This is a genomic window from Pseudonocardia sp. GCM10023141 (assembly GCF_042653605.1).
Genome location: NZ_JBHSIR010000035.1, coordinates 254,377 through 279,784, shown reverse-complemented (window position 1 = coordinate 279,784; position 25,408 = coordinate 254,377). Strand labels below are relative to the sequence as shown.

Annotated in this window: 19 protein-coding genes, 1 tRNA gene and 1 pseudogene; 11 read left to right on the top strand and 10 right to left on the bottom strand. The window is 73.2% G+C overall.

What is annotated here, in order from left to right; translation table 11 throughout:
* Window positions 1-17: 17 nt before the first annotated feature.
* On the bottom strand, window positions 18-1,394 hold the full coding sequence (locus ACFPFQ_RS21590) for an amidase (protein ID WP_379621557.1): 1,377 nt from the start codon (window positions 1,392-1,394) through the stop codon (window positions 18-20).
* A 133-nt stretch (window positions 1,395-1,527) separates the two neighbouring features.
* On the opposite strand from ACFPFQ_RS21590, the pseudogene ACFPFQ_RS21585 reads away from it, so the two are divergent.
* Window positions 1,528-2,631 (top strand): annotated as a pseudogene (locus tag ACFPFQ_RS21585) (MFS transporter); the annotation flags it as partial.
* Between the two features lie 74 nt (window positions 2,632-2,705).
* Here ACFPFQ_RS21585 and ACFPFQ_RS21580 read toward each other — a convergent pair.
* Window positions 2,706-2,798 (bottom strand) — tRNA-Sec (locus ACFPFQ_RS21580).
* Window positions 2,799-2,806: 8 nt separating this feature from the next.
* Window positions 2,807-3,202 carry an anti-sigma factor antagonist gene (locus ACFPFQ_RS21575; protein ID WP_379621555.1) on the bottom strand — a complete coding sequence of 132 codons (396 nt, stop codon included), beginning with the start codon at window positions 3,200-3,202 and terminating at the stop codon, window positions 2,807-2,809.
* A gap of 69 nt (window positions 3,203-3,271) precedes the next feature.
* On the opposite strand from ACFPFQ_RS21575, the gene ACFPFQ_RS21570 reads away from it, so the two are divergent.
* A complete protein-coding gene (locus ACFPFQ_RS21570; protein WP_379621553.1) occupies window positions 3,272-3,715 on the top strand; it encodes an acyl-CoA thioesterase in 444 nt (147 codons plus the stop codon).
* A 63-nt stretch (window positions 3,716-3,778) separates the two neighbouring features.
* On the opposite strand, the gene ACFPFQ_RS21565 is transcribed toward ACFPFQ_RS21570, so the two are convergent.
* A complete protein-coding gene (locus ACFPFQ_RS21565) occupies window positions 3,779-5,080 on the bottom strand; it encodes a glycosyltransferase family 2 protein (protein WP_379621551.1) in 1,302 nt (433 codons plus the stop codon).
* 160 nt (window positions 5,081-5,240) lie between these two features.
* On the opposite strand from ACFPFQ_RS21565, the gene ACFPFQ_RS21560 reads away from it, so the two are divergent.
* The gene (locus ACFPFQ_RS21560) at window positions 5,241-6,230 is read left to right on the top strand and encodes a patatin-like phospholipase family protein (protein ID WP_379621549.1); all 990 of its coding nucleotides are present in this window, start codon (window positions 5,241-5,243) and stop codon (window positions 6,228-6,230) included.
* Window positions 6,231-6,248: 18 nt separating this feature from the next.
* A complete protein-coding gene (locus tag ACFPFQ_RS21555) occupies window positions 6,249-7,541 on the top strand; it encodes a competence/damage-inducible protein A (RefSeq protein ID WP_379621547.1) in 1,293 nt (430 codons plus the stop codon).
* Window positions 7,542-7,596: 55 nt separating this feature from the next.
* Here the strand turns inward: ACFPFQ_RS21555 and ACFPFQ_RS21550 are convergent, their stop codons facing one another.
* From ACFPFQ_RS21550 to ACFPFQ_RS21535, 4 genes are read right to left on the bottom strand one after another with little or no spacing between them, the layout of a single operon-like run.
* A complete protein-coding gene (locus ACFPFQ_RS21550) occupies window positions 7,597-8,730 on the bottom strand; it encodes an epoxide hydrolase family protein (RefSeq protein ID WP_379621545.1) in 1,134 nt (377 codons plus the stop codon).
* A complete protein-coding gene (locus ACFPFQ_RS21545; RefSeq protein WP_379621543.1) occupies window positions 8,730-9,488 on the bottom strand; it encodes an SDR family NAD(P)-dependent oxidoreductase in 759 nt (252 codons plus the stop codon). The genes ACFPFQ_RS21550 and ACFPFQ_RS21545 overlap by 1 nt, the downstream gene beginning before the upstream one ends.
* Window positions 9,489-9,497: 9 nt before the next feature.
* Window positions 9,498-10,514, bottom strand: coding sequence for an acetamidase/formamidase family protein (locus ACFPFQ_RS21540; protein WP_379621541.1), 1,017 nt, complete (start codon window positions 10,512-10,514; stop codon window positions 9,498-9,500).
* A gap of 57 nt (window positions 10,515-10,571) precedes the next feature.
* Window positions 10,572-11,318, bottom strand: a complete 747-nt coding sequence (locus ACFPFQ_RS21535; protein ID WP_379621539.1) for an IclR family transcriptional regulator — start codon at window positions 11,316-11,318, stop codon at window positions 10,572-10,574.
* A gap of 67 nt (window positions 11,319-11,385) precedes the next feature.
* Between ACFPFQ_RS21535 and ACFPFQ_RS21530 the strand changes: the two genes are divergently transcribed.
* From ACFPFQ_RS21530 to ACFPFQ_RS21510, 5 genes are all read left to right on the top strand, one after another.
* Window positions 11,386-12,552, top strand: a complete 1,167-nt coding sequence (locus ACFPFQ_RS21530) for a 4-hydroxybenzoate 3-monooxygenase (RefSeq protein WP_379621537.1) — start codon at window positions 11,386-11,388, stop codon at window positions 12,550-12,552.
* Window positions 12,552-13,268, top strand: a complete 717-nt coding sequence (pcaH, locus tag ACFPFQ_RS21525; RefSeq protein WP_379621535.1) for a protocatechuate 3,4-dioxygenase subunit beta — start codon at window positions 12,552-12,554, stop codon at window positions 13,266-13,268. The genes ACFPFQ_RS21530 and pcaH overlap by 1 nt, the downstream gene beginning before the upstream one ends.
* Window positions 13,261-13,821 (top strand): protocatechuate 3,4-dioxygenase subunit alpha, encoded by a 561-nt coding sequence (pcaG, locus tag ACFPFQ_RS21520; protein WP_379621533.1) that lies wholly within the window; start codon window positions 13,261-13,263, stop codon window positions 13,819-13,821. Before pcaH ends, pcaG begins: the two co-directional genes overlap by 8 nt.
* A gap of 149 nt (window positions 13,822-13,970) precedes the next feature.
* A complete protein-coding gene (locus tag ACFPFQ_RS21515) occupies window positions 13,971-14,462 on the top strand; it encodes a GtrA family protein (RefSeq protein ID WP_379621531.1) in 492 nt (163 codons plus the stop codon).
* A gap of 243 nt (window positions 14,463-14,705) precedes the next feature.
* On the top strand, window positions 14,706-16,181 hold the full coding sequence (locus tag ACFPFQ_RS21510) for an NAD(P)/FAD-dependent oxidoreductase (protein ID WP_379621529.1): 1,476 nt from the start codon (window positions 14,706-14,708) through the stop codon (window positions 16,179-16,181).
* Here ACFPFQ_RS21510 and ACFPFQ_RS21505 read toward each other — a convergent pair.
* Window positions 16,078-17,247, bottom strand: coding sequence for an acetyl-CoA hydrolase/transferase C-terminal domain-containing protein (locus tag ACFPFQ_RS21505; RefSeq protein WP_379621527.1), 1,170 nt, complete (start codon window positions 17,245-17,247; stop codon window positions 16,078-16,080). The two genes, ACFPFQ_RS21510 and ACFPFQ_RS21505, sit on opposite strands and share 104 nt — an antisense overlap.
* Window positions 17,248-17,291: 44 nt before the next feature.
* Here ACFPFQ_RS21505 and ACFPFQ_RS21500 point away from each other — a divergent pair, with 44 nt between their 5' ends.
* Together ACFPFQ_RS21500 and ACFPFQ_RS21495 are read left to right on the top strand one after the other, a co-directional pair.
* Window positions 17,292-18,287 (top strand): glutathione S-transferase family protein, encoded by a 996-nt coding sequence (locus tag ACFPFQ_RS21500; protein WP_379621525.1) that lies wholly within the window; start codon window positions 17,292-17,294, stop codon window positions 18,285-18,287.
* 63 nt (window positions 18,288-18,350) lie between these two features.
* Window positions 18,351-19,592 (top strand): glycoside hydrolase family 3 N-terminal domain-containing protein, encoded by a 1,242-nt coding sequence (locus ACFPFQ_RS21495; RefSeq protein ID WP_379621523.1) that lies wholly within the window; start codon window positions 18,351-18,353, stop codon window positions 19,590-19,592.
* 75 nt (window positions 19,593-19,667) lie between these two features.
* On the opposite strand, the gene ACFPFQ_RS21490 is transcribed toward ACFPFQ_RS21495, so the two are convergent.
* Window positions 19,668-25,226, bottom strand: a complete 5,559-nt coding sequence (locus tag ACFPFQ_RS21490; protein WP_417715033.1) for a carboxyl transferase domain-containing protein — start codon at window positions 25,224-25,226, stop codon at window positions 19,668-19,670.
* Window positions 25,227-25,408 lie beyond the last annotated feature (182 nt).

Below are 25,408 nucleotides of genomic sequence, written 5' to 3'. Positions count from 1 at the left end.
GGTGTGCGACGTCGGGATCAGACGTACGCGCGGGGCGTCGCGGCGCCCGCGGTCGGCACCGGCTGCCGCTCCAGGCGCGCGGCCGCGGCGAGCAGCGCGGCCTCGGAACCGGGACGTCCCACGAGCTGCACCCCCACCGCCCGGCCGCCGATCAGGACGGGTGCCACCACCGCGGGCAGCCCGGCCAGGTTCCACGCCTGCGTGTAGGGCACGCGCCGGGCCGACTGCAGCGCGGTGCGCAGGTACCCGTGGTCGGACAGGGTGCCCGCGGCAGGTGCCGGGCCGGCGACCGCGGGGGAGAGCAGCAGGTCGTATCCGGCGTCGTCGAGCCAGGCGAGGACGCTCTCGCGCCAGGCTGTGACGGTGGCCGGGCGCGGTGGGGTGAAGCGCAGCACCTGCCTGCCCCTGCGGACGACGCTGGCGGTGCGGGGCTCCACCTCGGCCAGGTCCAGCTCCAGCGCGGCGGCATCGGCCGCCACCCCGGCGTGCCAGCGGCTCGCCCACTGGGCGCCGAGCCGGTGCGGGTACGGCGGGTCGTCGAACGTCACGGTGCAGCCGCCGGGCCCGGCGCGCAGTCGCGCCGCCGCGCCGACGACGGCGGCCCGGTGGTCGGCGTGGAGCTGGCCCGACGGGCCGGGGCTGCGCAGCGACAGCGCGATCCGGCCGGGACCCTCCGCCGTGAGCGTCACCGGTGCGCCCCACAGCACGCTGAGCATCAGGGCGGCGTCCCTGGCGGTGCGGGCGAGCGGGCCCGCCGCCGTCAGGCCGTGCCAGCGCTCGCCGACGCCGCCCGGCAGCGGCACCACGCCGGTGCCCGGTTTGAGCCCGACCAGCCCGCAGTAGGCCGCCGGGATGCGGATCGAGCCGCCGCTGTCGGTGCCGAGCGCGATCGTGGCCATGCCGGCCGCGACGGCCGCGGCGCTGCCGCCGCTGGACCCACCCGGGTCCCGCGTCTCGTCGAGCGGGTTCAGCGTGCAGCCGAGCGCGGACTGGGTGAACCCCCAGATCGCGAGCTCCGACATCCGGGTCTTGCCCACCACCACCGCGCCGGCCGCGCGCAGCCGCTTGACCAGCTCGTCGTCGCGCCGGGCCGGGGTGGTGGACGTGGCGGCGGAGCCGTGGCGGGTGGGGTAGCCGGCCACGTCGATGTTGTCCTTGATGGCGACGGGCACGCCGGCCAGCGGCAGCGCGAACCGGTCGGCCCTGGTGTCGACGGCGCCTGCCTCGGCCAGCACGCGGCGCGGGTCGCAGGTCTGGAACGCGCCGATGACGGGCTCGCGCTCGCCGACGCGCGCCAGGTGCGCCTCGGCCACCTCCACGGCGCTGCTGCGCCCGTCGCGCACCCGTTCGGCGATCTCGACCGCGGTGAGCGCAGTCAGGTCGAGGGCGTCCATCCCCCCACCCTGGCATTGATCAGGGGTTATCGGGAGTCGACCCGCCGGGTTCCGAGCACCCTCACGGCGAGTTGAGTCAGTCCGGCTCAACTCTGCTTGACTCCCTTCGGGGGTGTCGAGCCATGATTGAGTCGTGCGGACTCAACTTCTTCCGACGGGGTTCCGGATCTGGGTGGCGGCGGCCACCGTCTCGCAGGTGGGCGATGCCGTCCTCTACTTCGCGATCGGCTGGGCCGCCACCGCCTACGGCGGCACGGCGGCGGGTGCGGTGCTGGCGGCCGTGATCGTGCCGCGGACGCTGCTGATGCTCCTGGGTGGGACGATCGCCGACCGGATCGGGCCGCGCCGCGTGATGCTCACCGCGGACGCGTTGTTGCTGGTCGGATCCGCTTTGGCCATCGTGCTCGCCGGGGCCTACGGCACGCCGCTGTGGCTGCTGGCCACCATCGCGGTCGTGCTCGGGGTGACCACGTCGTTCTACTTCCCGGCGGCGGGCGCGCTGCCGGCCCGGCTCGTCGACGCCGAGCAGCTGCCGCGGGCGCTCGCGCTGCGCAATGCCGGGTCCCAGATCGGGAGCCTCGCTGGCGGCCCGCTCGGCGGGTTGCTCGTCGCGCTCGGCGGGCTCGGCGCGGCACTGGGACTCAACGCGGCGTCGTTCCTGCTCGTGCTGGTGGTGATGGTCGTGCTGCGGCCGATGAGCGGCCCCGCGCCGGTGGAACGGGGATCGGTGTGGAGCGAGATGCGCGACGGGTTGCGGGTCGCGATGCGCCGCCGCGCGCTGCGTCAGGTGCTCGGCCTCTACGCGGTGGCGGGCGGGTTCGTGCTCCCGCTCGGTTCGCTGGCCGTGCCGCTGCTGGCCAGGGAGCGGGACTGGGGTGTCACGGGAGCAGGCTGGGTCGACGGGTCGATCGGTGCCGCCGCGCTCGTCGGCGCGCTGGTGATCGCCCGCACCGGCGTGCACCCGCGCACCGGTCGAGCCGTCGCCGCCGGCCTGCTGGGCACCGCTGCCGGGGCCATCGCGCTGGCACTGGCGCCGGTCGTCGGGGTCGCCTTCGGGGGCGGCGTGCTGATCGGCTGCGGGCTGGCGGTGTTCATCGCCCACGCCGGACCGCAGCTGGTGGCCCGAACGCCCGGCTCGCACCTGTCGCGCGTGCAGGCACTGCTGGGCATGGTGCAGAGCACGGCGCTGATCGGCACGAACCTGCTGCTCGGGGACCTCAGCAGGGTCGCGGGCGCGGCCGTGGCCGCGCTGGTGTCGGCCGCGTTCCTCGCGACGGCGGCAGTGGTCGCCGCGCTGTCGAAAGAGCTCGGCGGAGGCGGACGGGAATCGAACCCGCCTGGCCGAGGTGCTCGGCCACGTCGGTGTTGAAGACCGCGGGGGCCACCAGGCGCCCTTACGCCTCCCTGGCCGGCTACCGAGCCGCGGCGAGTGCCTCGGGCACGTCGTCGGCGATGGCGAAGTGCGGGAGCAGGCCGGTGGCCTCCATCGCGCGTTTCACGATCCGCGAGCCGGGCACCACCCACAGCCTGCCGCCGGCGGCATCGGCTGCGTCCTTGGCCCCGACGAGCACGGCGAGCCCGGCCGAGCCGAGGAACGTGACGTCGGTCAGGTCGAGCACGATGTGGCGCGCGGCGGCCTGCTGTTCCTGCAGGCGCGCGTTGAGCAACGGAGCGGTGAGGGTGTCGAGCTCGCCCACGACGTGCAGCACGCGCACGCCTGGTCCATGATCGACAACGTCGAAGCGGATGATCTCACCGACGTCGAGACCGTCGGCGGGAGTCTTCTCGCCGGGGGTATCGGCGTCCATGGACGGAACCCTACGGCGACGCTCATGGGGGCACAACAAGACCCCCGGCGCGTGCGATCCTCAGTGGTCATGGACGGTCAGTTCGCGGTGCGGATCGTGGTGCGCAGCTATGAGGTCGACGCCAACCAGCACGTCAACCACGCCATCTACCACCGCTACGGCGAGCACGCGCGCACCGAGCACCTCGCCGCGGCGGGCTGCTCGATGGCCCGGCTGGTCGAGCGCGGGATGGGGATCGTCTTGTTGGAGACCCATGTCCGGTTCCTGCGGGAGCTGCGCCACGGTGACGACGTCGAGATCGACTCCCGGATCGCGTTCGGCGCCGGGAAGACCTTCGAGATGGCCCACACGCTGCGCCGCGCCGACGGCGTCGTGGCGGCCGAGATCAGCTGCCGGATGGGCCTGCTCGACGCCGCGGCGCGGAGGCTGCTGGCGGAGCCACGGGAGCGGCTTTCGGAGATCGCGACAGATCCCGGCCTGATCGGGGCGCACGCCCACCCCGACTTCGCATGACGTCGCCGGTCCTCGCACACCGTGGAACGTGTGCGAGGACCGGCGAGGGTGTGCGAGGTCGCCTCAGGCGGCCAGCGCGTCCGCTGGGGCCGCCTTGCGGGCTCGGGCCGGCGCCGGACGGTCGGCGGCCAGCGCGGGCACCTGACCACCGGAGCGGCGGGTGGCGCGGCGGGACCGCAGGTACGCCCGCGGTCCGGCGGCGAGCCCGCGCATCCGGGCTGCGCTCGAGCCCGCCGGCAGTGCCGGTGCGGCCGTCCCGGAGGTGCTGGTAGCGCTGGTGGCGCTGCCCTGGGTGTTGATCCGGCGCAGCGCCGAGACGGCGGCCGGGATCCGGCGCACCGCGGTCCTGCGGGCGCGGGGGTCCAGGGCGATCTTGGTGAGGAACGCGCCGAGCCCGACCGCGTAGCCGTAGACCTGCTTGCGCAGCGCGGCGGCGTCGACGCGGTGGTGGTGCCAGACGAAGATGCCGGGCTCGTAGCCCAGCACGTTGCCGGCCAGCACGAGGCGCACGAGGAACTCGCAGTCCTCGCCGCTGAACGTGGCCGATCCCGGGCCGAGCGCCTCGTCGAAGCCGCCCGCGGCGCGCGCGACGTCGGTGCGCACGGCCAGGTTGGCGCCGATCCCGAACAGTCCGGGGGAGAACGGGAAGATCGGGGAGTCGGCGGGCGGCGCGGCCAGGGCGAACCGGCGCGGGGTGTAGCCCTTGCTCCAGCCCAGCGCGGCGTCGGCCGCCAGCTCCTCCGGGGTGCCCAGGCGTGCGGCGAGCACCGGGCCGCTGAGGCAGTCCAGTTCGGGCTCGGCGTCGAACGCGCCCGTGATGCGGGAGGCCCAGCTGCGGTCGGGCTCGGTGTCGTCGTCGGTGAAGGCGACGATCGCGGTGTCGGCCTCCAGCAGGCCGCGGTTGCGTCCGGCGGACGCGCCGCGGCGCGGCTCGCGGACGTAGCGCACCCGCTTGTCGTCGATGGCCCGCACGACGGCGGCGGTGGCGTCGTCGACCGGGTCGTTGTCGACCACGAGCACGGTGACGTCGGGGTGGTCACCGGCGAGCAGTGCGCGCACGCAGCGGTCCACGCTGTCCGGGCGGCCACGGGTGGCCACCACGACGGTCAGCGGGCTGGCGGAGACGGGGGGAGCTGCCGGGGAGGCGACGGTGCCGAGCGCGTCGTCGAGCGCGGTGCGGACGGTGTTGGCCGTCGCGCGCCCGCCGACGAGCGGCAGCTCGATCGTGCCGATGGGGATGCCGCCCGCGGTCACCAGCAGCCGGGCCGCACCGAAGCGGCCGTCGACGGCGATGGCCCGGACGGGGTCGTGACGATCCACTCGGCCGACCCAGGTCGGCGCGGGCAGGGAGTTCCAGGCGTTCATCGGAGTCCTCCCGACGTTGCTCGTTGGCGGATTCATTGGGGCCCACGTTAGGTGTGGCTCCCTGTGGTGACGCTGAGTCGACATGTGTGTGAGCTGTGCGTGACCGTATTCCTCGACTCCGGACCGGGCGGATCGGCCGCGGGCCCCGTACTCTTTCGACGTGGATTCTGAGGGGTCGCTCCCCTTCTTGCACGGCGACCGGGACGTGATGCGCGTCCTGCTCGACCGGCGCGCCGACGGCAGCACCCCCGGGGCACGACATGACGATCATCGGGTGGCCCTGGTCATCGGCGGCGGCGGGATGCGCGGCACCTACGTCGCGGGCATGCTGAGGGCGCTGGAACGCGCTGGCCTGCAGCCGGGCTTCGACGAGGTGTACGGAGCCTCCTCCGGATCGTTCAGTGCGGCGGCCTTCCTCACCGGCAATGCCGAGGACTGCGCCACCTGTTTCCACGAGGACCTGTCGACCGAGGCATTCATCAACATGAAGCGCCTGGGGTCGCGGCGACCGGTGGTCTCGCTCGACCACCTCGTCGACGCGATCGGGTCGCGCCGGCCGATGGACTGGGCCGGATTGGGCCGAACGCCCGCCCCGCTGCGGATTGTGGCCACTGACACAGCCGACCTCACCCCGCACACGCTCGAGGGCATGGTCACCGACGCCGACTGGGTGCAGGCGCTGCGGGCCAGTGCCTCGATCCCGCTGCTGTGCGGGCCGCCCGTCTCCTACGGCGGCCGCCGCTGGGTGGACGGCTCGGTGGGCGAGCCGCTGGCGATGCTGCGCGCGCTGCGCGGTGGCGCCACGCACGTGCTCGTCATGCTGTGCCGCGGCGCCGACGACATGCACGAGGACGCCGATGCGGGCATGTCGCTGTGGGCCCGCACGCTCGACCGGATCGTGCCGGGGCTGGGCACCGTGGCGCAGGGATCGCGGCGCTACGGCGCGGAGCTGCGGATCGTCACCGACGCGGCACATCCCGACCGCGGTCCGGGGCACCTGCTCGCGATGGCACCGTCGCGCTCGGCGGGTGTCGGATCACTGTGCGTCGACGCCGACCCGCTCGGCGAGGCCGTCCGGATCGGTGACGAGTCGGCCGTCGCGGCCATCGCGTCGGTGGCGCTCGAGGGACGTGACCTCGATCCTGCGTGAGTGACTAACGTCCCTCCCATGGATGCAGGTGAGCGGCCCCGCGCGGCCGTCGTCGTCACCGGTAGCGAGCTGCTGACCGGCGTGATCTCCGACAGCAACGGTCCGTGGCTCGCCACGGAGCTGGCCGGGCTCGGCTTCGAGCTGGCCCACCTCCTCCTGGTGGGGGACCGGGCCGACGATCTCGCCGCCGCGTTGCGCTTCGCCGCCGACGCGGGAGCCGAGCTGCTCATCACCAGCGGCGGCCTGGGCCCGACGGCCGATGACCTCACCGCCCAGGTCGTCGCCGACTTCGCCGGTCTCGAACTCGAGTTCGACGAGCAGGTGCACGCCACGATCGCGGCGATCGTCGCAGGCTGGTCGGCGCGCACCGGGTTCAGCGGCCCGTCCGTCGACGCCGCCACCCGCAAGCAGTCGATGGTGCCGCGCGGTGCGGTGGTGCTCCCGCCGGTGGGCACCGCACCGGGCCTGGTCGTGCCGACCGCGGGCGGGCCGCTGGTCGTCGTGCTGCCCGGACCGCCGCGCGAGCTGCGGGGCTCGTGGCCCTCGGCGCTCGCGACCGCCCCCATGCAGGCGCTGCTGGCCAGGGTGCCGCGCGCCGAGTCGCGATCGCTGCACTTCTTCGGGCTGCCGGAGTCGGAGATCGCGGAGTCGCTGCGCGAGGTCGGTGCCGCGCTGGACCTGACGGCGCTGGAGGTCACCACCTGCCAGCGGCACTCCGAGCTCGAGGTGGACATCCGCGCGCGGCCGGGCGCCGAGGAGACGGCAGAGGCGCTCGTCGACGAGCTGGTCGGCAGGCACCGCAGGCAGCTGCTCAGCACCGACGGCGCGCGCACCGACGAGCTGGTGGCGCGCGCGCTGCTGGCGTCGGGGCTGACGGTGGCGACCGGGGAGTCGTGCACTGGCGGGATGCTCGCGTCGCGCCTCGTCGACCGCGCCGGGTCGTCGGCGTACGTGGCGGGCGGGGTGGTGGCCTACACGAACGAGGCGAAGACGGCGCTGCTCGGCGTTCCGGCCGACATGATCGTCGCGCACGGGGCGGTGTCGCCGCAGGTGGCGCGGGCGCTGGCCGACGGGGCGCGGGAGCGGCTCGGCGCCGACATCGGCGTCGGGATCACGGGGGTGGCCGGGCCGGGCGGCGGCACGGAGGCGAAGCCGGTGGGCACCGTCAGCCTCTGCGTGTCCACCGGCGACGGCCAGGTGATCGCCCGCGACGTCCGGCTGCCCGGCAGCCGGGCCGACATCCGGGAGCGCTCCACGGACCTCGCGATGTACCTGATCCTGCGCGCGGCAGGCGGCCTGCCCACCCCCTGACGGGCTGGGGTCAGGTTGCGCGGGCTGCGGCGAAGCGCGCCGTTCCAGCGGGAGGTCAGCGCAGGGGACGGAAGAATTCCCGCAGCTCGTCCACGTACACCTCGGGCTGCTCCAGCGACGCGAAGTGGCCGCCGGTCTTCGGCTCCGACCAGTGCCGCACGTCGGTGTAGCGCTGCTCGATCCAGGAGCGCGGCAGCCGCACCAGCTCGTGCGGGAACTGCGTGATGCCGGTGGGCACCTCGACGGTGTCCACGCGCCTGCTCTTGAAGCTCTCCCAGTACAGCCGTGCCGACGACGCGCCGGTGTTGGGCAGCCAGTGCAGCATCACGTTGTCGAGCAGGCGGTCGCGCGAGATCACGTTCTCCGGGTGCCCGGCGCAGTCGGTCCAGTCCCAGAACTTCTCGACGATCCACATGGCCTGGCCCGACGGGGAGTCGGCGAGCCCGTAGCCCAGCGTCTGCGGGCGGGTGGACTGCTCGGCCGAGTAGCCCGTGCCGACCTTGGCGAACGCCTCGCGCTCGGCGAGGCGGCCCTTCTCGTCGGCGGTGAGCGGGCCCACGTCGCCGGTCTCGGGCCGCTGCGCGATCGGCATCGTCAGGTGGATGCCGAACAGGTTCTCCGGCGCGCCGGTGCCCAGCGCGGAGGTGATGATCGAGCCCCAGTCGCCGCCGGCGGCGCCGTAGCGCTCGTAGCCGAGCCGGTCCATCAGCTGCGCCCACGCGGTGGCGATCCGCTCGACTCCCCAGCCCGCGATCGTCGGCTTGCCGCTGAACCCGTACCCGGGCAGCGACGGCGCGATGACGTGGAACGCGTCGCGGGGATCGGGCGGGTCGATGAGCGCGTCGACGATGTCGACGAACTCGATCACCGAGCCCGGCCAGCCGTGCGTCAGCAGCAGCGGCATCGCACCCTTGTGCCGCGACCTCGCATGGATCAGGTGGATCTCGACGCGGTCGTCACCACCGCCGTCCAGGCCGGTGCGGAACTGCGGCAGCGCGTTGAGCTCGGACTCGCAGCGGCGCCAGTCGTACTGGTTGGCCCAGTAGTCGGTGAGCTCCCGCGCGTAGTCGAGGGGGACGCCCTGCGACCAGCCGGCCACCGTGGCCGCCTCGGGCCACCGGGTGCGGGCGAGCCGGTAGCGCAGGTCGTCCAGGTCGGGTTCGGGGATGGCTACGCGGAATTCGCGCACTAAAACTGCACTCCTCTGGTGAGAGCACCGTCGACGACGAGGTTGGTGCCCGTGATGAAGGACGCGCGCGGGCTGGCGAGCATGGTGACGGCGTACGCGATCTCCTCGGCGGTCGCCATCCGGCCCGTGGGATTGAGATCCATGGCCGTGGCGAACAGATCGGGGTTGCCGCCCTCGATGCCCTGCCACACGCCTCCGGGGAAGTAGGTGTTGCCCGGCGAGACGCAGTTGGCCCGCACGCCTGATGCCGCGAGCTGGAAGGCCAGCCCGGAGATGTAATGGATCACGGCGGCCTTCATGGTGCCATACGCGTCCTTCGCGAAGTCGATCTCGCGACCGGACACCGACGAGACCGCGACGATCGAACCCTTCGACGTCTCCAGGTGCGGTTGCGCCGCCTCGCACAGCCGGACGGTATGCATGAGGTCGACCTGGTAGCTCGCCTGCCAGTTGTCCTCGCCGGAGCCGATGGCCAGCGCGCTGACGTTCGCGACGACCACGTCGATCCCGCCGAACGCCTCGGCCGACGCCGCCACCCAGGCCGTCAGCGCCGCCGCGTCGGCCACGTCGACGGCGGTGCCGGCCACGTCGCCGCCTGCGGCCCGCAGCTCCTTCTCCGCCGTGGCGACGTCGGCTGCGGTGCGGGCGCAGAACGCCACCCGCATGCCCTCGGCCACCAACGCCTCGACGGTGGCGCGCCCGATGCCCTTGGTGCCGCCCGTGACCAGCGCGGTCTTGCCGGTGAGCTGCAGATCCATGGAGTGCTCCTAGATGAGTTCGCGCGAGAGCTCGCGCAGGTGGCGGTGCATGGCGCCGTAGGCATCGGCGGCGGGCAGGAGCGACTTCTCGACGAGGGTGAGCGCGCTGTAGTTGGCGTCGACGACGTTGGCCAGCGGGGAGCGGCTGATCTGGGTGAGCAGCTGGTAGGCATCGAGACGGTCGAGCCCGTAGAGCTCGCCGAGCCAGCCGACCATCCCGACCTGACTGGCCCGCCACGCGTCCTCCAGAGGGCGCGACGAGCCGACGACGGCGTAGTGGTCGTCGTGCTCGAGCCGGGGCCACTCGGGCGCGCCACCTTTGATCAGATCGACGATCAGGGTCACCTCCATGGCACCCTCGACGGCCGTGCCGCAGCTCTCGCCCTCACCCTGGCGGTAATGGCCGTCGCCCACGGAGAACAGCGCGCCCTCGACGTTGACGCCGAGGAAGCAGGTGGTGCCCGCCTTCATCTCGGGGGTGTCCATGTTGCCGCCGAACTTGTCGGGCACCAGGCTCGAGCGCACCTCGCGGCCGGCTGGGGCGACACCGACGGTGCCGAGCATGGGGTTGCAGGGCAGCTCGATGCTGAAGCCGTCACTGCCGCGCACCGGGCGCTGGGCCTCGAAGAGCACGGTGTTGCGGGCGCGGTCGAGCTGGTAGATCCACGTCTGCTCGGGCAGCGGGGTGTTCAGCAGCGCCGTGCGGTCGGTGCCGGTGAGGGCGCCGAAGAACGGGATCGTGGTGGACGCCGCCCAGTCGCGGGCCGGAGTCAGGTCCACGATGTGGATGGCCAGCGTGTCGCCGGGCTCGGCGCCCTCCACGTGGAACGGGCCGGTCTGCGGGTTCACCTCCGTCATGTCCAGCACCTGGCTGGGCAGGTCGCAGGCGCGCTGCAGGCGCCCGGAGAAGGCATCCTCGGTCCAGAGCTTCAGCGCGGTGCCGGGCCGGACCCGGTGCGTCGGCGCGACACCGCCGAACGTCCACGCGTACTGATCGGGGGTGGGGCGGAACTCGACGACATCCACCCGCGTGATCGTCGTGCGGAGTGCTTCGCGGCGCAAGGGCCTGGGGTGCTCCGGACGCTATCGCCTTCGCTCCGGCGCCCCCAGCACTCGGGAGATGCCCCGCGCCGCGGTCCGCACCACCGGCACGAAGGCCCGGGGGTCGGAGTCGGACGGCACGACGATCGACAGTGCCGCGACGACGTCACCGCGGCGCCCGCGCACCGGGGCCGCCACCGACAGGGAGATGAGCTCGATCTGCCCGTTGCTGATCGCGACACCGGTGTGCCGCACGTCGGCGAGCACCCGGCGCAGCTCGTCGGGTCGGCAGATGGTGCGGGCCGTGAACCGCTGCAGCGGCGCCGCCAGTACCTGCTCCTGCAGCTCCGCGCTGGAGTGGGCCAGCAGCACGAGCCCGACGCCGGTGGCGTGCAGGGGGAGCCTGCCCCCGACCCGGGTGATCACGTTGACCGCCCCGCGGCCCGACAGCCGCTCCACGTAGACGACCTCGGTGCCGTCGAGCACCGCGAGCTGCACGTTCTGTTGCGTCACCGCGTAGAGGTCCTCGAGGAAGGGCATCGCCGACTCGCGCAGGCCCAGCCCGCGTGGGGCCAGCGCGCCGACCTCCCACAGGCGCAGTCCGATGCGGTAGCGGCCGTCGTCGGCGCGTTCCAGCGCGCCCCATGCGGTGAGCTCGCCGACGAGCCGGTGCGCGGTGGACAGCGGCAGCCCGGCGCGGCGCGCGATCTCGGTCAGCGTCAGCTCCGGCCGTTCGGCGCTGAACGCGTCGAGGACGCCCAGCACGCGCGTGGTGACCGTCTCGCCCATCGGCCCATCCTTCCGTTCTCCGGAAGTCGCGTCGAGACCGCCCGATCGGAGGGCCAGGCTCTCGGTCATGCGAACCCAGGTCGGAATCGTGGGAGCGGGGCCCGCGGGGCTGCTGCTGTCGCACCTGCTGGCCCGCCAGGGCATCGATGCCGTGGTCCTCGAGACCCGCAGCCGCGACTACGTCGAGCAGCGGGTGCGGGCCGGGGTGCTGGAGCACCCGACGGTCGAGCTGCTGCGCGAGGTCGGCCTCGCCGATCGCCTGGACCGCGAGGGCCTGCCCCACGAGGGCATCTCGCTGCGCTTCGACGGTGGCGACCACCGCATCGACTTCGCCGACCTCACCGGGCGCGGCATCGTCGTCTACGGGCAGCAGGAGGTCGTCAAGGATCTCATCGCCGCCCGGCTCGATGCCGGCGGCGACATCCTGTTCGAGGTCTCCGACGTCGCCGTCGCCGGTCTCGACGACGACCCGCTGATCACCTTCACCGATGCCGACGGCCGCGCACAGGAGCTGCATTGCGCGGTGATCGCGGGCTGCGACGGTTTCCACGGGATCACCCGCGGCGCGTTCGCGCCGGAGATGTTCGAGCGCGACTACCCGTTCGCGTGGCTCGGGATCCTCGCCAAGGCGGCCCCGACGCACCATGAGCTCGTCTACGCCAGCCACGCCAACGGCTTCGCGCTCTACTCCATGCGCAGCCCCGAGGTCACGCGGCTGTACCTGCAGGTTCCCCCCGACACCGACGCGAGCACCTGGTCGGACGGTCAGGTCTGGGACGAGCTCGGCACCCGGCTCGCCGCTGACGGCTTCCACCTCAACGAGGGCCCGGTGCTCGAGAAGAGCGTGACGGCCATGCGCAGCGTCGTCGCGGAGCCGATGCGCCACGGCAGGCTCTTCCTGGCAGGCGATGCGGCCCACATCGTGCCACCCACCGGCGCGAAGGGCATGAACCTCGCGATCGCCGACGTCCGCGTGCTCGCCGAGGCGCTCACCGGGTACCTCCGCAACGGCGACGAGTCGGGGATCGATGCCTATTCCGACACCTGCCTGCGTCGGGTCTGGCGCGCCGAGCACTTCTCGTGGTGGATGACCTCGATGCTGCACACCTTCGACACCGAGGACGCGTTCACCCGCCGCCTGCAGCTCTCGCAGCTGCGCTACACGGTCTCGTCCCGGGCTGCGGCAACGAGCCTCGCCGAGAACTATGTCGGTCTACCCCACGGAGCACTCTGATGACGATCCCGCACCCGGCCGGGTACCGGTCGCCCCCGCCCGGCACGCACCCGGCGCTGGCCTCGCACGACTACCGCAGCACCCGGCTGCGCGCGCCGTCGCAGGCCCCGGTGATCCTGCGGGACCGGCTCACCGAGATCACCGGCCCGCTGCTGGTCGGCGACGTCGGCCCGTCGGACCACGACCTGACCACCCAGCACGCCGGCGAGCCGATCGGGCAGCGGATCGTCGTGTTCGGCCGCGTGCTGGACGCCGACGGCCGCGCGGTGCCCGACACGCTCGTCGAGGTGTGGCAGGCCAACGCGGCGGGCCGCTACGCCCACGCCGGGGACAACTGGCCTGCGCCGCTCGACCCGAACTTCTCCGGCGGTGGCCGCGTGCTGACCGACTCGGCCGGCAACTACTCCTTCACCACCATCAAGCCCGGCGCCTACCCCTGGGGCAACCACCGCAACGCCTGGCGGCCCGCGCACATCCACTTCTCGCTGTTCGGCCGCGCGTTCACCCAGCGGCTGGTCACGCAGATGTACTTCCCCGACGACCCGCTCTTCGCCCAGGACCCGATCTACAACTCGGTGCCCGACGAGGCCGCCCGTCGCCGGATGATCTCCACCTTCGACCTGGAGGCCACGCGCCCGGACTGGGCGCTCGCGTACCGGTTCGACATCGTGCTGCGCGGCCGCGAGCAGAGCGTCTTCGAGGAGCCCCATGAGTGAGATCGCCCCGCTGGGAGAGACACCGTCGCAGACCGTCGGGCCGTTCCTGTCGCTCGGGCTGACCTGGCCGAACGGTTACCTCGTCGTTCCCGACGGCGCCCCCGGCGCGATCCTGATCTCGGGCGTGCTCACCGACGGAGCGGGCGAGCCCGTTCCCGACGGCGTCATCGAGACCTGGCAGGCCGACGCGGACGGCCGCTTCGACCATCCCGACGATCCGCGCGGCGCGAGCGGCTCCGGGTTCGTCGGCTTCGGTCGGTGCAGCACCGATGCCGCGGGCCGGTTCCGGATCGTCACGATCAAACCGGGTGCGATCGGTGACGGCCAGGCGCCGCACATCGACGTGACGGTGCTGGCCAGAGGCCTGCTCGACCGGGTCGTCACGCGCATCTACTTCCCGGACGAGTCCGCGGCGAACGCGACCGACCCGCTGCTGTCCGAGCTGGCGCCGGAGCGCGCCGCGACGCTGCTGGCGCAGCCCGCGGGCGCGGGCGAGCTCACCTTCGACATCCGGCTGCAGGGCGCGGGCGAGACGGTCTTCCTCTCGATCTGAACCGATGGCAGGGATCACCCGAAGAACTGGTTGCAGGCGGAATCACCCGGCGTTCACAGCGTTGCCACAGGTAGGAGATAGCGAGCTGATCGGTCCAGGTGCGAGAAAGGACAAGTCGATCTGCACCTGACGAAAGGGAGTGACCACCGATGGCGGGAGCAGCGCTCACAGCGACCGGCCCCACCACGGTCGGACCCATCGGGACAGGGCCCGGCAGCGCACTGGCACGCCTGCAGGCCAACCATCCCCTCGTTGCGCAGCTGGCCCGCTTCATGGTCGTGGGCGGGCTCAGCACCGCTCTCAATGCCGGCCTGTTCCTGATCGTCACGAACTGGCTGGACTCGGTGCCCGCCAACCTGGTGTCGCTCGTGCTCAGCACGGTGGTCAGCACCGAGATCAACCGGCGCTTCACCTTCGACAGCGCGCCCACGGACCACTGGCGGGTGCACGTGCAGAACAGCGGCACCGTGCTCTTCTACGCGTTCTACGGCTCCATCGTGCTGCTGCTGCTCGACGGCTTCGTGCCCGGTGCGAGCCCCGTGCTCGAGAGCGCCACCGTGGCGGCCGCCAGCGTGCTGGGCGGGGCCGCCCGGTTCCTGGTGCTGCGGTACTGGGTGTTCGCGAAGCACGCAACCGTGTGACGGATCGGGTGACCGGCGCATTCCGGCCGCCACGGTTGTGGTGACAGTTCCGGCATCAGCGGCACCATTGAGCTGACGGTTGCGGGCACTGTGTCCTTGAGCGCTGTGTTCGACGATTCCTGAAGTACCGGCGATCCCATCGCCGGAAGCAGAAGGAGTCCTCGCCATGAAGATCAGAATTCCCCGGGCCCTCGCCACCACCACCGCCATGTTCGGCATCGCGACCGCCGTGCTGAGTGAGCAATGAGTTCCCCCCATCGGCCGGGCACCGTCCGCGTGGCGGGCCGCGCGGTCGTGCTGGGCGCGAGCATCGCCGGCCTGCTGGCGGCGCGGACGCTCAGCGATGTCTACGACGAGGTCGTCGTGATCGACCGGGATCCGCTGACCGGCACGGGTCCCCGCAAGGGTGTGCCACAGGGCCGGCACGCCCACGTGCTGCTGGCCCGCGGGCATGCCGTGCTCGAGGAGCTGTTCCCGGGGCTCACCGCCGACCTCGTCGGTGCCGGGGCCGTCGTGATCGACCAGATCCGGGACACCGTCTGGATGGCGTCGGGTCGCAGGCTGGCCCAGGCGCCGTCGGATCTGCGCGCGCTCGCGGTGAGCCGTCCGGCGCTGGAGGACCACGTCCGGGACCGGGTCCAGAAGCTGCCCGGGGTGACGTTCCGGGGCGGCCACGAGGCCACGCGCCTGCTCGCCTCGGCCGACCGGGGGACGGTGACCGGTGTCGAGCTGGCGGACCTGACCGCCGGCCTGCGGTGCGAGCTGGCAGCGGAGCTCGTCGTCGACGCGACGGGCCGCAGCAACCGCGGCGCCACCTGGCTCGCCGAGCTGGGCTACGTGCGGCCCGCCGAGGAGGTGGTCAAGGCGACGATCGCCTACGCCTCACGACAGTACGTGCGCTCGGGGCCGCTGGCGAGCGGTGCGATGGCGATCGCCGCGGTGGTGATGTCGCCGGAGTTCCCGCAGGGAGCGGCGGTGCTGCCGATGGAGGGGGATCGCTGGATGGTCACCCTGATCGGCCTGGACGGGAACCTCCCGCCGACCGACATCGCGGGCTTCGACCGCTTCAGCAGGCTGATACCCAGCGCCGACCTGCACGACGTCGTCGACGGCTGCGAGCCGCTCACCGAGCCGCTTTCCTACCGGGTGCCGGCGAGCGTCCGGCGGCGCTACGAACGTCTGCGCCGCCTGCCCGACCGGTACCTGGTGATCGGCGACGCGCTGTGCGCGTTCAACCCGATCTACGGCCAGGGCATGACGGTGTCGGCGATCGAGGCCACGGTCCTGCGGGAGTGCCTCCAGAGCTCGACGACCGGCCTGCCCCGCCGGTTCTACCGCCAGGCGGCCCGCGCGATCGACATCCCGTGGGACATCGCGGCAGGCGGTGACCTCGCCCTCCCGACGGTCACGGGGAAGCGGACGCTCAAGACCCGCCTCCTCAACGCCTACGTCGCGCGGATCCTGCGCGCGGCGGAGCGCGACGCGCAGGTCGGGCGGGCGTTCCACCGGTCGGTGAACCTGATCAGCCGCCCGACGTCGCTGTTCGCGCCGTGGCTGCTGCTGCGGGCGTTGGCGGGCCTTCCTGCAACGGCGATCGGGCGGCGTCCCACGGTGATCACCGGCTGCGCTCGAACACCTTCCCGTCCCACAGCTCCAGCAGCGCGGCCGCCCGCTCCGCGCGATCGAGCCCCCGCAGCGCGACGGACCCGCGCTCGGTGACCACCACGTCCACGTCGTGCGACGCGGTGGTGACCGGTCGCGACAGCGTCCGGACCAGCGTCGAGCGGCCGCGGTGCTCGGACGCGACGGCCACCACCGACAGCCCGCCGCGTGAGCGCGTGCCCGCCGCCGCGTAGTCGGCGTGGCCGCCGATGCCGCCGACCACCGCCGACGCGGTGCCCTCGACGTTGACCTGCCCGTCGACATCGATCTCGATGGCGGTGTTGCAGGCGATGAACGGCGCCGGGTCGTCGGAGCACAGCCGGCTCGGGTCGTGGGTGTACTCGACGGGTCGCAGCAGCGGGCGCCCGTCGGCCCAGTCGTAGAGCCGCTTCGTGCCCACCAGGTACGCCGCGATCGCCTCGACCAGCAGGCCGCGCTCGTCGAGGTCGACCACGCCCTCCGGCAGCAGCCCGGAGTCCACCCGCACCGGCACCCGCAGTGCACCCAGCAGTGCCGTGCCCAGCCGGCCGGGGCCGACCTGCACCCGGGCACCCTCTGGCACCAGCCTCGCCACGTGCGCCGCGATGGCCGTCTCCACCTCGCCGGGGGCCTCGGTGGGCACCTCCCGCGGCGCGTCGTCGACCTCGGCCAGCACCGTGACGGCGTCGGGAGGCAACGGCGGACCGGCGTCGCAGTGCGGGGCCGTGCTCGACACCACGGCCGCAACCGGCACGCCCGCGTCGACGGCGCCGCGCATCCAGGAGACCTCTGCACCGAAGCGCAGCCCGTCGGGGGTGCGGACGAGCGTGGCCAGCAGCAGGTCGGGGCGCAGCGGGCCGGCCAGCAGTGCCGGCATGGCCGAGAGCCGGGCGGGCACCGAGCGCAGGGTGCCGGCGGCGACGTGGCGGCGCAGGCCCCAGCCCGGCATCACCGTGCGGGCGTCAGCGAAGGCGCCCGGGTCCAGGTCGGGTTCGTCGTGGGGCATCCAGCCCAGCACGAGGCCGAGGTCGCGGTGCTGCAGGGCGATGCGGGTCAGTTCCGGGTAGAGGGAGCGCGGCCCGCCGGCGCCGTCGGAGATCGCGATCCGCATGCCCGGCCGAACGAGATCACCCAGCGCCACCACGCAGCGATGATCGCACGGTCGCTCGCGGCGGTAGGTTCGTTGTCATGGCCACCACCCCTTCCACCGGCTCGTTCGAGCGTGCACCCGTCGCGTTGGACGAGCGGATCACCGCCGACGGCTCGTCCGCATGGCCGGTAGAGGCCGGCCGCTACCGGCTCGTCATCGCCCGCGCCTGCCCGTGGGCCAACCGGTCCGCGATCGTGCGGCGGCTGCTGGGCCTGGAACAGGCGATCTCGATGGGCATCGCAGGCCCGCTGCACGACGAGCGCAGCTGGCGCTTCCACAACGACCCCGACAACCGCGACCCGGTGCTCGGCATCGAGTGGCTCGGCGACGCCTACCGCAAGGCCGACCCCGGGTTCGACGCCGGCATCACCGTGCCGGCGATGGTGGAGATCGCCACGGGCAAGGTGGCCACCAACGGCTTCCAGCAGCTCACGCTGGACTTCTCCACCCAGTGGACGGCGTTGCACCGCGAGGGCGCGCCCGACCTCTACCCCGAGTCGCTGCGGGGCGAGATCGACGAGGTCATGGACGGCGTCTACCGCGACGTCAACAACGGCGTGTACCGCTGCGGCTTCGCGTCCACGCAGGAGGCGTACGAGAAGGCCTACGCGGCGTTGTTCGCGCGGCTCGACGAGATGTCGGAGCGGCTGGCCACGCAGCGGTTCCTCGTCGGCGACACGATCACCGAGGCCGACGTGCGGCTGTGGGTCACGCTGGTGCGCTTCGACGCCGTGTACCACGGCCACTTCAAGTGCAACCGGCAGAAGCTGTCGGAGATGCCGGTGCTGTGGGCCTACGCGCGCGACCTGTTCCAGCTGCCCGGCTTCGGTGACACCACCGACTTCGAGCAGATCAAGCAGCATTACTACGGCGTGCACCGGGGCATCAACCCGACGGGCATCGTGCCGGCCGGCCCGGACGTCACCAACTGGCTCACCCCGCACGGCCGCGAGGAGCTGGGTGGACGCCCGTGGGGCGACGGTACCCCGCCCGGCCCGCCACCCGAGTACGAGCGCGTGCCGGCGATCGGCTGACGCACCCGGGCGCGCCGCGGGCCCGGCGCCCGCCACGCAGCGTCGCCGGGCATGATGCTGGGGATGCCCACCTGCCACCCGTCCCTGCAACTGCGTGCGCACCCGCCGCAGCGGCGTCGCGGTACGCGCCCGGCCGGGCCGCTGCTCGTCGGGATGCTGGCCGGACTCGTCGCGGCGATGGTGGCCGGGCTGGCCGTGCCGGCGCCGGCACTGGCCCTGACGCCCATGGCGCTCGCCCCGCAGGCCGACACCTCGGGCAGCGCGCTGGGCCCCGACCGGCTGCCCGCCTGCAGCGCCGTCGTCGCCGCGATGACGCCCCGCGCGCGGGTCGCGCAGCGGCTGATGGTCGGCGTCGACGCGTCCGACCCCGCGGGCACCGCCGAGTCGGTGCGGGCCACCCAGATCGGCGGGATCTTCATCGGCGGCGATGCCACGGACCTGCTGCAGAACCAGGCGCTGCGCGGCGTGCAGGCGGTGTCGCGCATCCCGCTGGCCGTCGCCGTCGACGACGAGGGCGGGCGGGTGCAGCGCGTCGACGCGCTCGACGGCAACCTGCCCAGCGCGCGCACGATGGCGGCGCAGCAGACACCCGTGCAGGTCCAGGAGGCGGCGCAGGCCAGGGGCAAGGCACTCGCCGCGCGTGGCATCACGATGAACTTCGGCCCGGTCGTCGACGTCGGGCAGCAACCCTCGGGCGCCGTCATCGGGGACCGCTCGTTCAGCTCCGACCCCAAGGTTGCCGCCCAGTACGCCGCCGCCTTCGCGATGGGGGAGCGCACCGCGGGGATCTTCACGGTGCTCAAGCACTTCCCAGGTCACGGGCGGGGCGACGGGGATTCGCACAAGGGACGCGTCACCACGCCGCCGCTGGCGGAGCTCAAGTCCGACGACCTGCTGCCCTACACCGCGCTGCTCGGCGCCGGTGGCCCGCTGTCGCTCATCGAGGGCAAGGGCCGCACCGGGGTGATGGTCGGGCACCTCGACGTCCCCGGCCTCACCGACGACCTGCCCAGCTCGCTGACCCCGGCCACCTACAAGCTGCTGCGCGAGGACTACAAGTTCGACGGGTTCGTCATCACCGACGACCTCGGCGCGATGAAGGCCGTCACCGGCACGTTCGAGCTGCCCGAGGCCGTCGAGCGGGCACTGGCGGCCGGCGCCGACATGGCGCTGTGGTCGGCGGGCGGGCGCATCACGCCCGTGCTGGATCGCCTCGAGCAGGCGCTGACCGCCGGCCGCCTGGATGCCGCGGCCGACGACACCGCGGTGGCGCGCGTCCTGCGCGCGAAGTCCGTCTGCTCGTAGCACCGCCGGCGCACACCGTGTGGGGCTCGCGCACACCGTCAACGGTGTGCGCGAACCCCACAGGATGTGCGTGAGCTAGCGGGTCGGGCCCGCCTTCGCGATCCCGCGCTGGACCGCCTCGTAGAGGTAGGACCGCAGGCGGGTCGGCGCGACGATCTCGTGCACCGAGCCCACCCGCTGCGCGCGCTGCACGCTGTGTGCGGCGTCGAACTCGTCGGCCACCTGCCCGAGCTTCTCCGACCGGACACCCGGACGCACGGCCCCGAGCTCGGCCGAGAGGCGCGCGGCCTCGGTGTCGGAGCCGGCCCGCCGGGCGTCGGCGATGCGGGCCTCCAGGTCGGCGACGCGCGCGTCGGCAGCGGTGCGCTTGTTGACCTCACCCGCGAACACCACGGCCGCGGCGGGCGCGCCACCGAGCACCGAGGCGTAGGAGCCTTCGACGGCCGCCACCTCCATGTTGTCGTTGAGCGTGCCGGAGAACACCACGAACGCGCCGCCGTGGTAGCGGCTGACCACGCAGAACACGATCGGGCCCTGGAAGTTGACCACTGCTCGGCCGATCTCGGCGCCGTACTCGAGCTGCAGCTGGCGCAGCGACTCCGGGGAGCCGTCGAAGCCCGAGAGGTTGGCGAGCACCACCAGCGGGCGGTTGCCGCTCGCCGCGTTGATCGCCCGCGCCGTCTTCTTCGACGACTTCGGGAACAGCGTGCCCGCCGTGAACGTGGTGGGCCCGTCCATCGGGATCCGGCCGCGGCGCGGCAGCGGCCGGGACTCGATGCCCAGCAGCGCGATCGGCTGGCCGCCGAGGTGGGCGTCGAGCACGACCACGCCCTCGGCGTCGATCATGTCGACCCAGCGCTCCAGCGTCGGGTGGTCGCTGTCGGCCACCGCCTGCAGGATCGACCGGATGTCGAACGGCTTCTTGCGCCCGGGGTTGGCGGTGAACACCTCGCCCACGGTGGCGAAGTCGGTGCCGGCGCCCGCGTGCGGCGAGTCGGAGACGTCGCGGTCGACGGGGTCGGACGTGGGTGCCGGGCGCGGGAACGCCTCGCCGGGCGCCCGGTAGGTGTGGTCGTAGTGCGCGAGCAGCACGTCCACCGCGCCGGACACGTCGGGCGCCCAGTACTGCGCCTGCCCGTTCGGGCCCATGATCCGGTCGTAGCCACCGATGCCGAAGTTGTCCTCGGCCGAGACACCACCGGAGAAGTCGAGCGACTGCTTGCCCGTGAGCACCATGGCGCCCTCCGGCGTCATCACCAGGATGCCCTTGGTGTGCATCAGCATCGTGGCCTCGGCGTTCCAGTACGGCTGGGCGCCCACGTTGATGCCGGTGACGATCACGTTGATCTCGCCGCCCGCCTGCGTGAACTCGATGATCGAGCGCAGCACCCGGGAGATCCAGTCCATGTTCTCGGTGCCGGAGTCCATCGCGATCCGGGCCCCCGCCGACACCGCGTACCACTCGACGGGCGCGTCGAGGCGGCTCGCCAGCTCGATGGCGGCCTGCACCCGGTGGCACTCGGCCTCCGAGAGCGCGCCCAGCGCCCGCGTCGGGTCGCCGAGCAGCACGACCCGCGTCATGCCCTCGGGGTAGCGGCTGGTGGCCGTGGTGACGGTGCCCAGCACGATGCCGGCCTTGTTGCCGCCGGGCGCGCGGTCCACCGGCACCGCGGTGCCGGTGTCGTCGAGGTCGTACTCGGTGAACGTGCCCGGCTCACCGCCCTTGTCGGGGTTGCGGGCCAGCAACGACACCAGCTCGTAGGGGTAGATCGTGCCGCGGCGCCGGGCCCTGATCACCTTCTGGGCGTAGGCGTCGAGCTCGCGCAGCTTCCGGACGGGCGGGTCGGTGACCTGGACGGTGAGGCCGGCACCGGGCGGGCGCGACATCCGGAGCATGAACTCGCGGGGCTCGCCGCCCTCCTCGGGCTGGTAGCGGAACTGCACCTGCGCCTGCTCCAGCCCGATCGCCTCGGCGCGCGGCGCGAGCACCCGCACCACCGCGTCCAGCTCGTCGAGCGAGACGTCGACCACCGGCCAGACGTAGAGCAGCACGCGGTTCCAGTCGACCTTCGCGTCGGCGCGGTCGGCGGCCCGCGCCGAGCGCAGCGCGTCCATGCAGGCGTCGAGCACGTGCTCCAGCTGCGGCAGGGCCCGGATCGTGCCGTTGTCGTCGCGCAGCACGGTGAGCTCGCGGACGTCCGACAGCGCGATCAGCCGCTTGTCGTCGGGCACGTTGCGCCCGATCGCGCGGAACAGGTGCACGTCGACCGGTGACGGCAGGCGCGTCAGCTCGAAGTCGGCGAGGCGCCAGAGTCCGAGCCGGGCCGCGACCAGCGGGTGCAGGCCACGCAGCGTGCGGTCCTCGACGGGCTTGCGGTCGGGACCTGATCGGAAGGTGAACCACGCCGACCGCTCGTCCCCGGCGGGTCGGCGCACGGCCACCGCGACGCGCTGCAGCTTGTCGGGCAGCCTGCCCAGCATCGCCTTGATCTTCTCGGCGGAGCGCTCCGGGTCCTCGTCGGGCGCCTCTCCCGCGATCACGTAGAGATCGAGCAGGGCGGTGCGGTCGGCGGGCAGTGCCGCGATGATGCGGCGCAGGTCGCCCTGCACGGTCATCGGATCGCCCCCGCTCGGGGCGTCGGCGGCCGTGTGGACGGTGGTGGCGAGAACCGTGTAGTCGCGGCCCTCGTGGGTGAAGGCCGCGGTGAGCAGCGGACGGCCGCCCCGGTCGGAGAGCTCGACGTCGCGCAGGGTGCGGATGCGGTAGTAGCGCCGCGTCATCACCTCCAGCATCGCGGCGTGGTGCTGCGCGCCGAACACCCCGAGGATCGGCTCGGCCGCCGAGACGATCGTGTCGATCTGGCGGGCGCGCTCGGCGGGCTCGTCGGAGAGCCGGTCCAGCTCGGCGCGCACCGCCGCCTGGCCGCGGGCGCGCTCGGCGTCGACGAGCGGGGCGTCGAAGCACGTGTAGCGCACCTGCCGGGCCAATCCACCGACCACGGGGTGCCGCAGCTGGGTGGCGCGCACCAGCCGGTCCAGCACCCGCTGGTACTCCTCGCGAGCGCCGTCGGGCAGCGAGTGCGGGTGGCGCAGGCGCCACTGCAGCAGGTCCAGCACCACCGGGACGTGCGCGGTGGCGCGCCGGTGGGCCAGGAACATCCGGTACAGCGCGCTCGACAGCTCCGGTGTCGGCTCCAGGTCCAGCACGCCGTAGTGGCTCAGCGCGGTGCGCAGCTTGTCGCAGAACGACTCGGGCAGGCCCTCGGCGTCGGCGTCGCGCGAGCGCAGGTAGGCGTAGAGGTACTCCTGCGGGTTGCGCGCCTCCTCGCCCGTCGGGTCGGACTGCTGCGACTCGTCCTCGGGGCCGCGACGGTTGCGGCTGAGCGCGCAGAGGTCCGCGAAGATCCGGAAGGTGGCCATCTCGCCGGCCAGTACACCCGGGTCGTCGGCAGGCAGCTGCTCGCGCGCGGCGGTCAGCGCCGCCTGCAGCGGGCGGGCGTCGCTCTCGTCGATGTCGTAGCCGAGCACGAGGAAGCGCAGCGCGGTGAACGTGTCGGCGGCGACGGCGCCAGGGTCGGCTCCACCGACGGTGGCCTCGCCCAGCGCCGACAGGTCGACGCGGTCCCCGGTGGGTGCGGCGTCGCCGTCGGCGGCGGGCTCCAGCCGGATGAGCTTCGTGCCGCCCTCCACCTGCGTGTTGGCGTCGACGAGGATCTCCGCGACGCGGCCCGCCACGGGCGCGCGCAGCGGCGTCTCCAGCTTCATGCTCTCGACGACGGCCACGATGTCGCCCGCCTCGACGAGGTCACCCGCCGCGATCGGGATCGCCACCACCATGGCGGGGGCCGGCGCGCGGACCATGCCGGCCTCGCCTCCGGAGATGCGGTGCACGGCGCCGTCGACCTCGATGAGGTAGTCGGACTCCTGCAGCACCGACAGCACGTGGAACGTGTGGTCGCCGACGGTGAGCTTGCGCTCGTAGCGGCCGGTGCGCTCGGCGTCGACGTCGACGGAGTGGCCGTCGAGCGACACGTGGTAGCGCGAGCCCCGCGACTGCGCGACGCGCAGCCGGTAGGCCTGCCCGCCGGCGCGGACGTCGACCTGGTGCCAGGTCTCGTGGCCGACCTCGGGACGCCCGCGCTCCGCGGAGGCGAACAGCCGCTCCCGCTGGCGCGCGACGTGGGCGTCCTGCGCCTCGACGGCCGTGGCGAGCAGCGCGACGTCGAGGCGCCGCGGCGGGGTGTAGCCCTGCGCCATCAGGCCGTCGAGCCAGGTGGTGTCGGTGTCGCCGGAGCGCACCTCGGGACGGTCGAGGATGTCGAGCAGGAACGCCTTGTTGGTGGTGCCGCCGTCGATCACCGCGGTGGTCTGGCGCAGCGCGCGCGACAGGCGCGCGCGGGCCTCGTTGCGGTCGCGGCCCCACGCGATCACCTTGGCGATCATGGAGTCGAACTGCGGCGGGATCACGTCACCGGAGGCGACGCCGGTGTCGACGCGCACGCCGGGGCCGCTGGGCAGCGCGAGGTGCTCGATGCGTCCGGGTGCGGGGGCGAAGCCCTGCTCGGGGTCCTCCGCGGTGAGCCGGGCCTCGATGGCGTGGCCGCGCGCGGGCGGCGCGGCGGGCGCGATGTCGGCGAGCAGCCCGCCACCTGCGACGTGCAGCTGCAGCTTGACGATGTCGACGCCGGTGGTGACCTCCGTGACGGGGTGCTCCACCTGCAGTCGCGTGTTGACCTCGAGGAACGTCAGCAGGCGTTCCTTGGGCTCGTAGAGGAACTCGACGGTGCCCGCGTTGACGTAGCCCGCGGCCTTCGCCAGCGCGGCGGCGGAGTCGCGCAGCAGCTGCTCCTGCTCGGCGTCGAGCGCGGTGGAGGCCGACTCCTCGAGCACCTTCTGGTTGCGCCGCTGCACCGAGCAGTCGCGGATGCCGAGCGTCCACACGTCGCCGCTCGCGTCGGCGATCACCTGGACCTCGACGTGGCGCCCGCCGCTGATGGCGCGCTCCAGGAAGACGGTGGCGTCGCCCGCGGTCTTCGCGGCCTCCGAGCCGGCCCGCTCGAAGGCCTCGGCGAGCTCCTCGGGCGCGTTGACCTTGCGGATGCCGCGTCCGCCGCCGCCGGCGGTGGCCTTGACCATCAGGGGGTAGCCGATGCGCTCGGCGTGCTCGCGCGCCGCGGCGACGTCGGCGACCGGGCCGTGGCTCCACGCCGCCAGCGGGACCTGGACCTGCTCGGCGAGGCGCTTGGCCTCGATCTTGTCGCCGAGCCGCTCCATCACCTCGGGCGACGGCCCCACGAACACGATGCCGAGGTCGCGGCACAGGCGGGCGAAGTCGGCCTTCTCCGACACGAAGCCCCAGCCGGGCCAGACCGCGTCGGCGCGGGCGACCTTCAGCGCCCGCTCGAGCTCCGCGTAGTCGAGGTAGGGGCTGGCCGCGAAGGCCTGGTCTGGGTCGTCGGGCCCGATGAGGACGGCCTCGTCGGCCTCGCGCACGAACATGGCGTGGCGATCGACGGCGGTGAAGAGCGCGATCGTGCGCAGCGGCCGGAGTCCCTCGGCGTTCCATTCACGCACCGCGTGAATCAGCCTCATCGCCGGTTCACCCCGGTTGACGATGGCGATCCGCTGGAACAACTGCTCCGTCACGATGTTCTCTCTCCCGTCGCTGGTGATCCCTGTTCCGGTGACCACGGCTCGGACTCCATGGCGGGGTCGCCGCTGCCCGGGGCCCACCCAACTCGACACCAGACGCACGCACAACCTGCGAGCGGGCGAAGCGCGTGAAGGTTTGGACACAGTCCGTGGGGCATCATGAT

What these genes read in the sequence shown, in the direction of transcription:
- ACFPFQ_RS21575 (WP_379621555.1), bottom strand. Translation starts at nt 3,202, where the DNA reads ATGGACGCCGATACCCCCGGCGAGAAGACTCCCGCCGACGGTCTCGAC.
- ACFPFQ_RS21555 (WP_379621547.1), top strand. Translation starts at nt 6,249, where the DNA reads ATGGATGCAGGTGAGCGGCCCCGCGCGGCCGTCGTCGTCACCGGTAGC.
- ACFPFQ_RS21570 (WP_379621553.1), top strand. Translation starts at nt 3,272, where the DNA reads ATGGACGGTCAGTTCGCGGTGCGGATCGTGGTGCGCAGCTATGAGGTC.
- ACFPFQ_RS21530 (WP_379621537.1), top strand. Translation starts at nt 11,386, where the DNA reads ATGCGAACCCAGGTCGGAATCGTGGGAGCGGGGCCCGCGGGGCTGCTG.
- pcaH (WP_379621535.1), top strand. Translation starts at nt 12,552, where the DNA reads ATGACGATCCCGCACCCGGCCGGGTACCGGTCGCCCCCGCCCGGCACG.
- ACFPFQ_RS21510 (WP_379621529.1), top strand. Translation starts at nt 14,706, where the DNA reads ATGAGTTCCCCCCATCGGCCGGGCACCGTCCGCGTGGCGGGCCGCGCG.
- ACFPFQ_RS21515 (WP_379621531.1), top strand. Translation starts at nt 13,971, where the DNA reads ATGGCGGGAGCAGCGCTCACAGCGACCGGCCCCACCACGGTCGGACCC.
- ACFPFQ_RS21590 (WP_379621557.1), bottom strand. Translation starts at nt 1,394, where the DNA reads ATGGACGCCCTCGACCTGACTGCGCTCACCGCGGTCGAGATCGCCGAA.
- ACFPFQ_RS21535 (WP_379621539.1), bottom strand. Translation starts at nt 11,318, where the DNA reads ATGGGCGAGACGGTCACCACGCGCGTGCTGGGCGTCCTCGACGCGTTC.
- pcaG (WP_379621533.1), top strand. Translation starts at nt 13,261, where the DNA reads ATGAGTGAGATCGCCCCGCTGGGAGAGACACCGTCGCAGACCGTCGGG.
- ACFPFQ_RS21495 (WP_379621523.1), top strand. Translation starts at nt 18,351, where the DNA reads ATGCCCACCTGCCACCCGTCCCTGCAACTGCGTGCGCACCCGCCGCAG.
- ACFPFQ_RS21565 (WP_379621551.1), bottom strand. Translation starts at nt 5,080, where the DNA reads ATGAACGCCTGGAACTCCCTGCCCGCGCCGACCTGGGTCGGCCGAGTG.
- ACFPFQ_RS21500 (WP_379621525.1), top strand. Translation starts at nt 17,292, where the DNA reads ATGGCCACCACCCCTTCCACCGGCTCGTTCGAGCGTGCACCCGTCGCG.
- ACFPFQ_RS21545 (WP_379621543.1), bottom strand. Translation starts at nt 9,488, where the DNA reads ATGGATCTGCAGCTCACCGGCAAGACCGCGCTGGTCACGGGCGGCACC.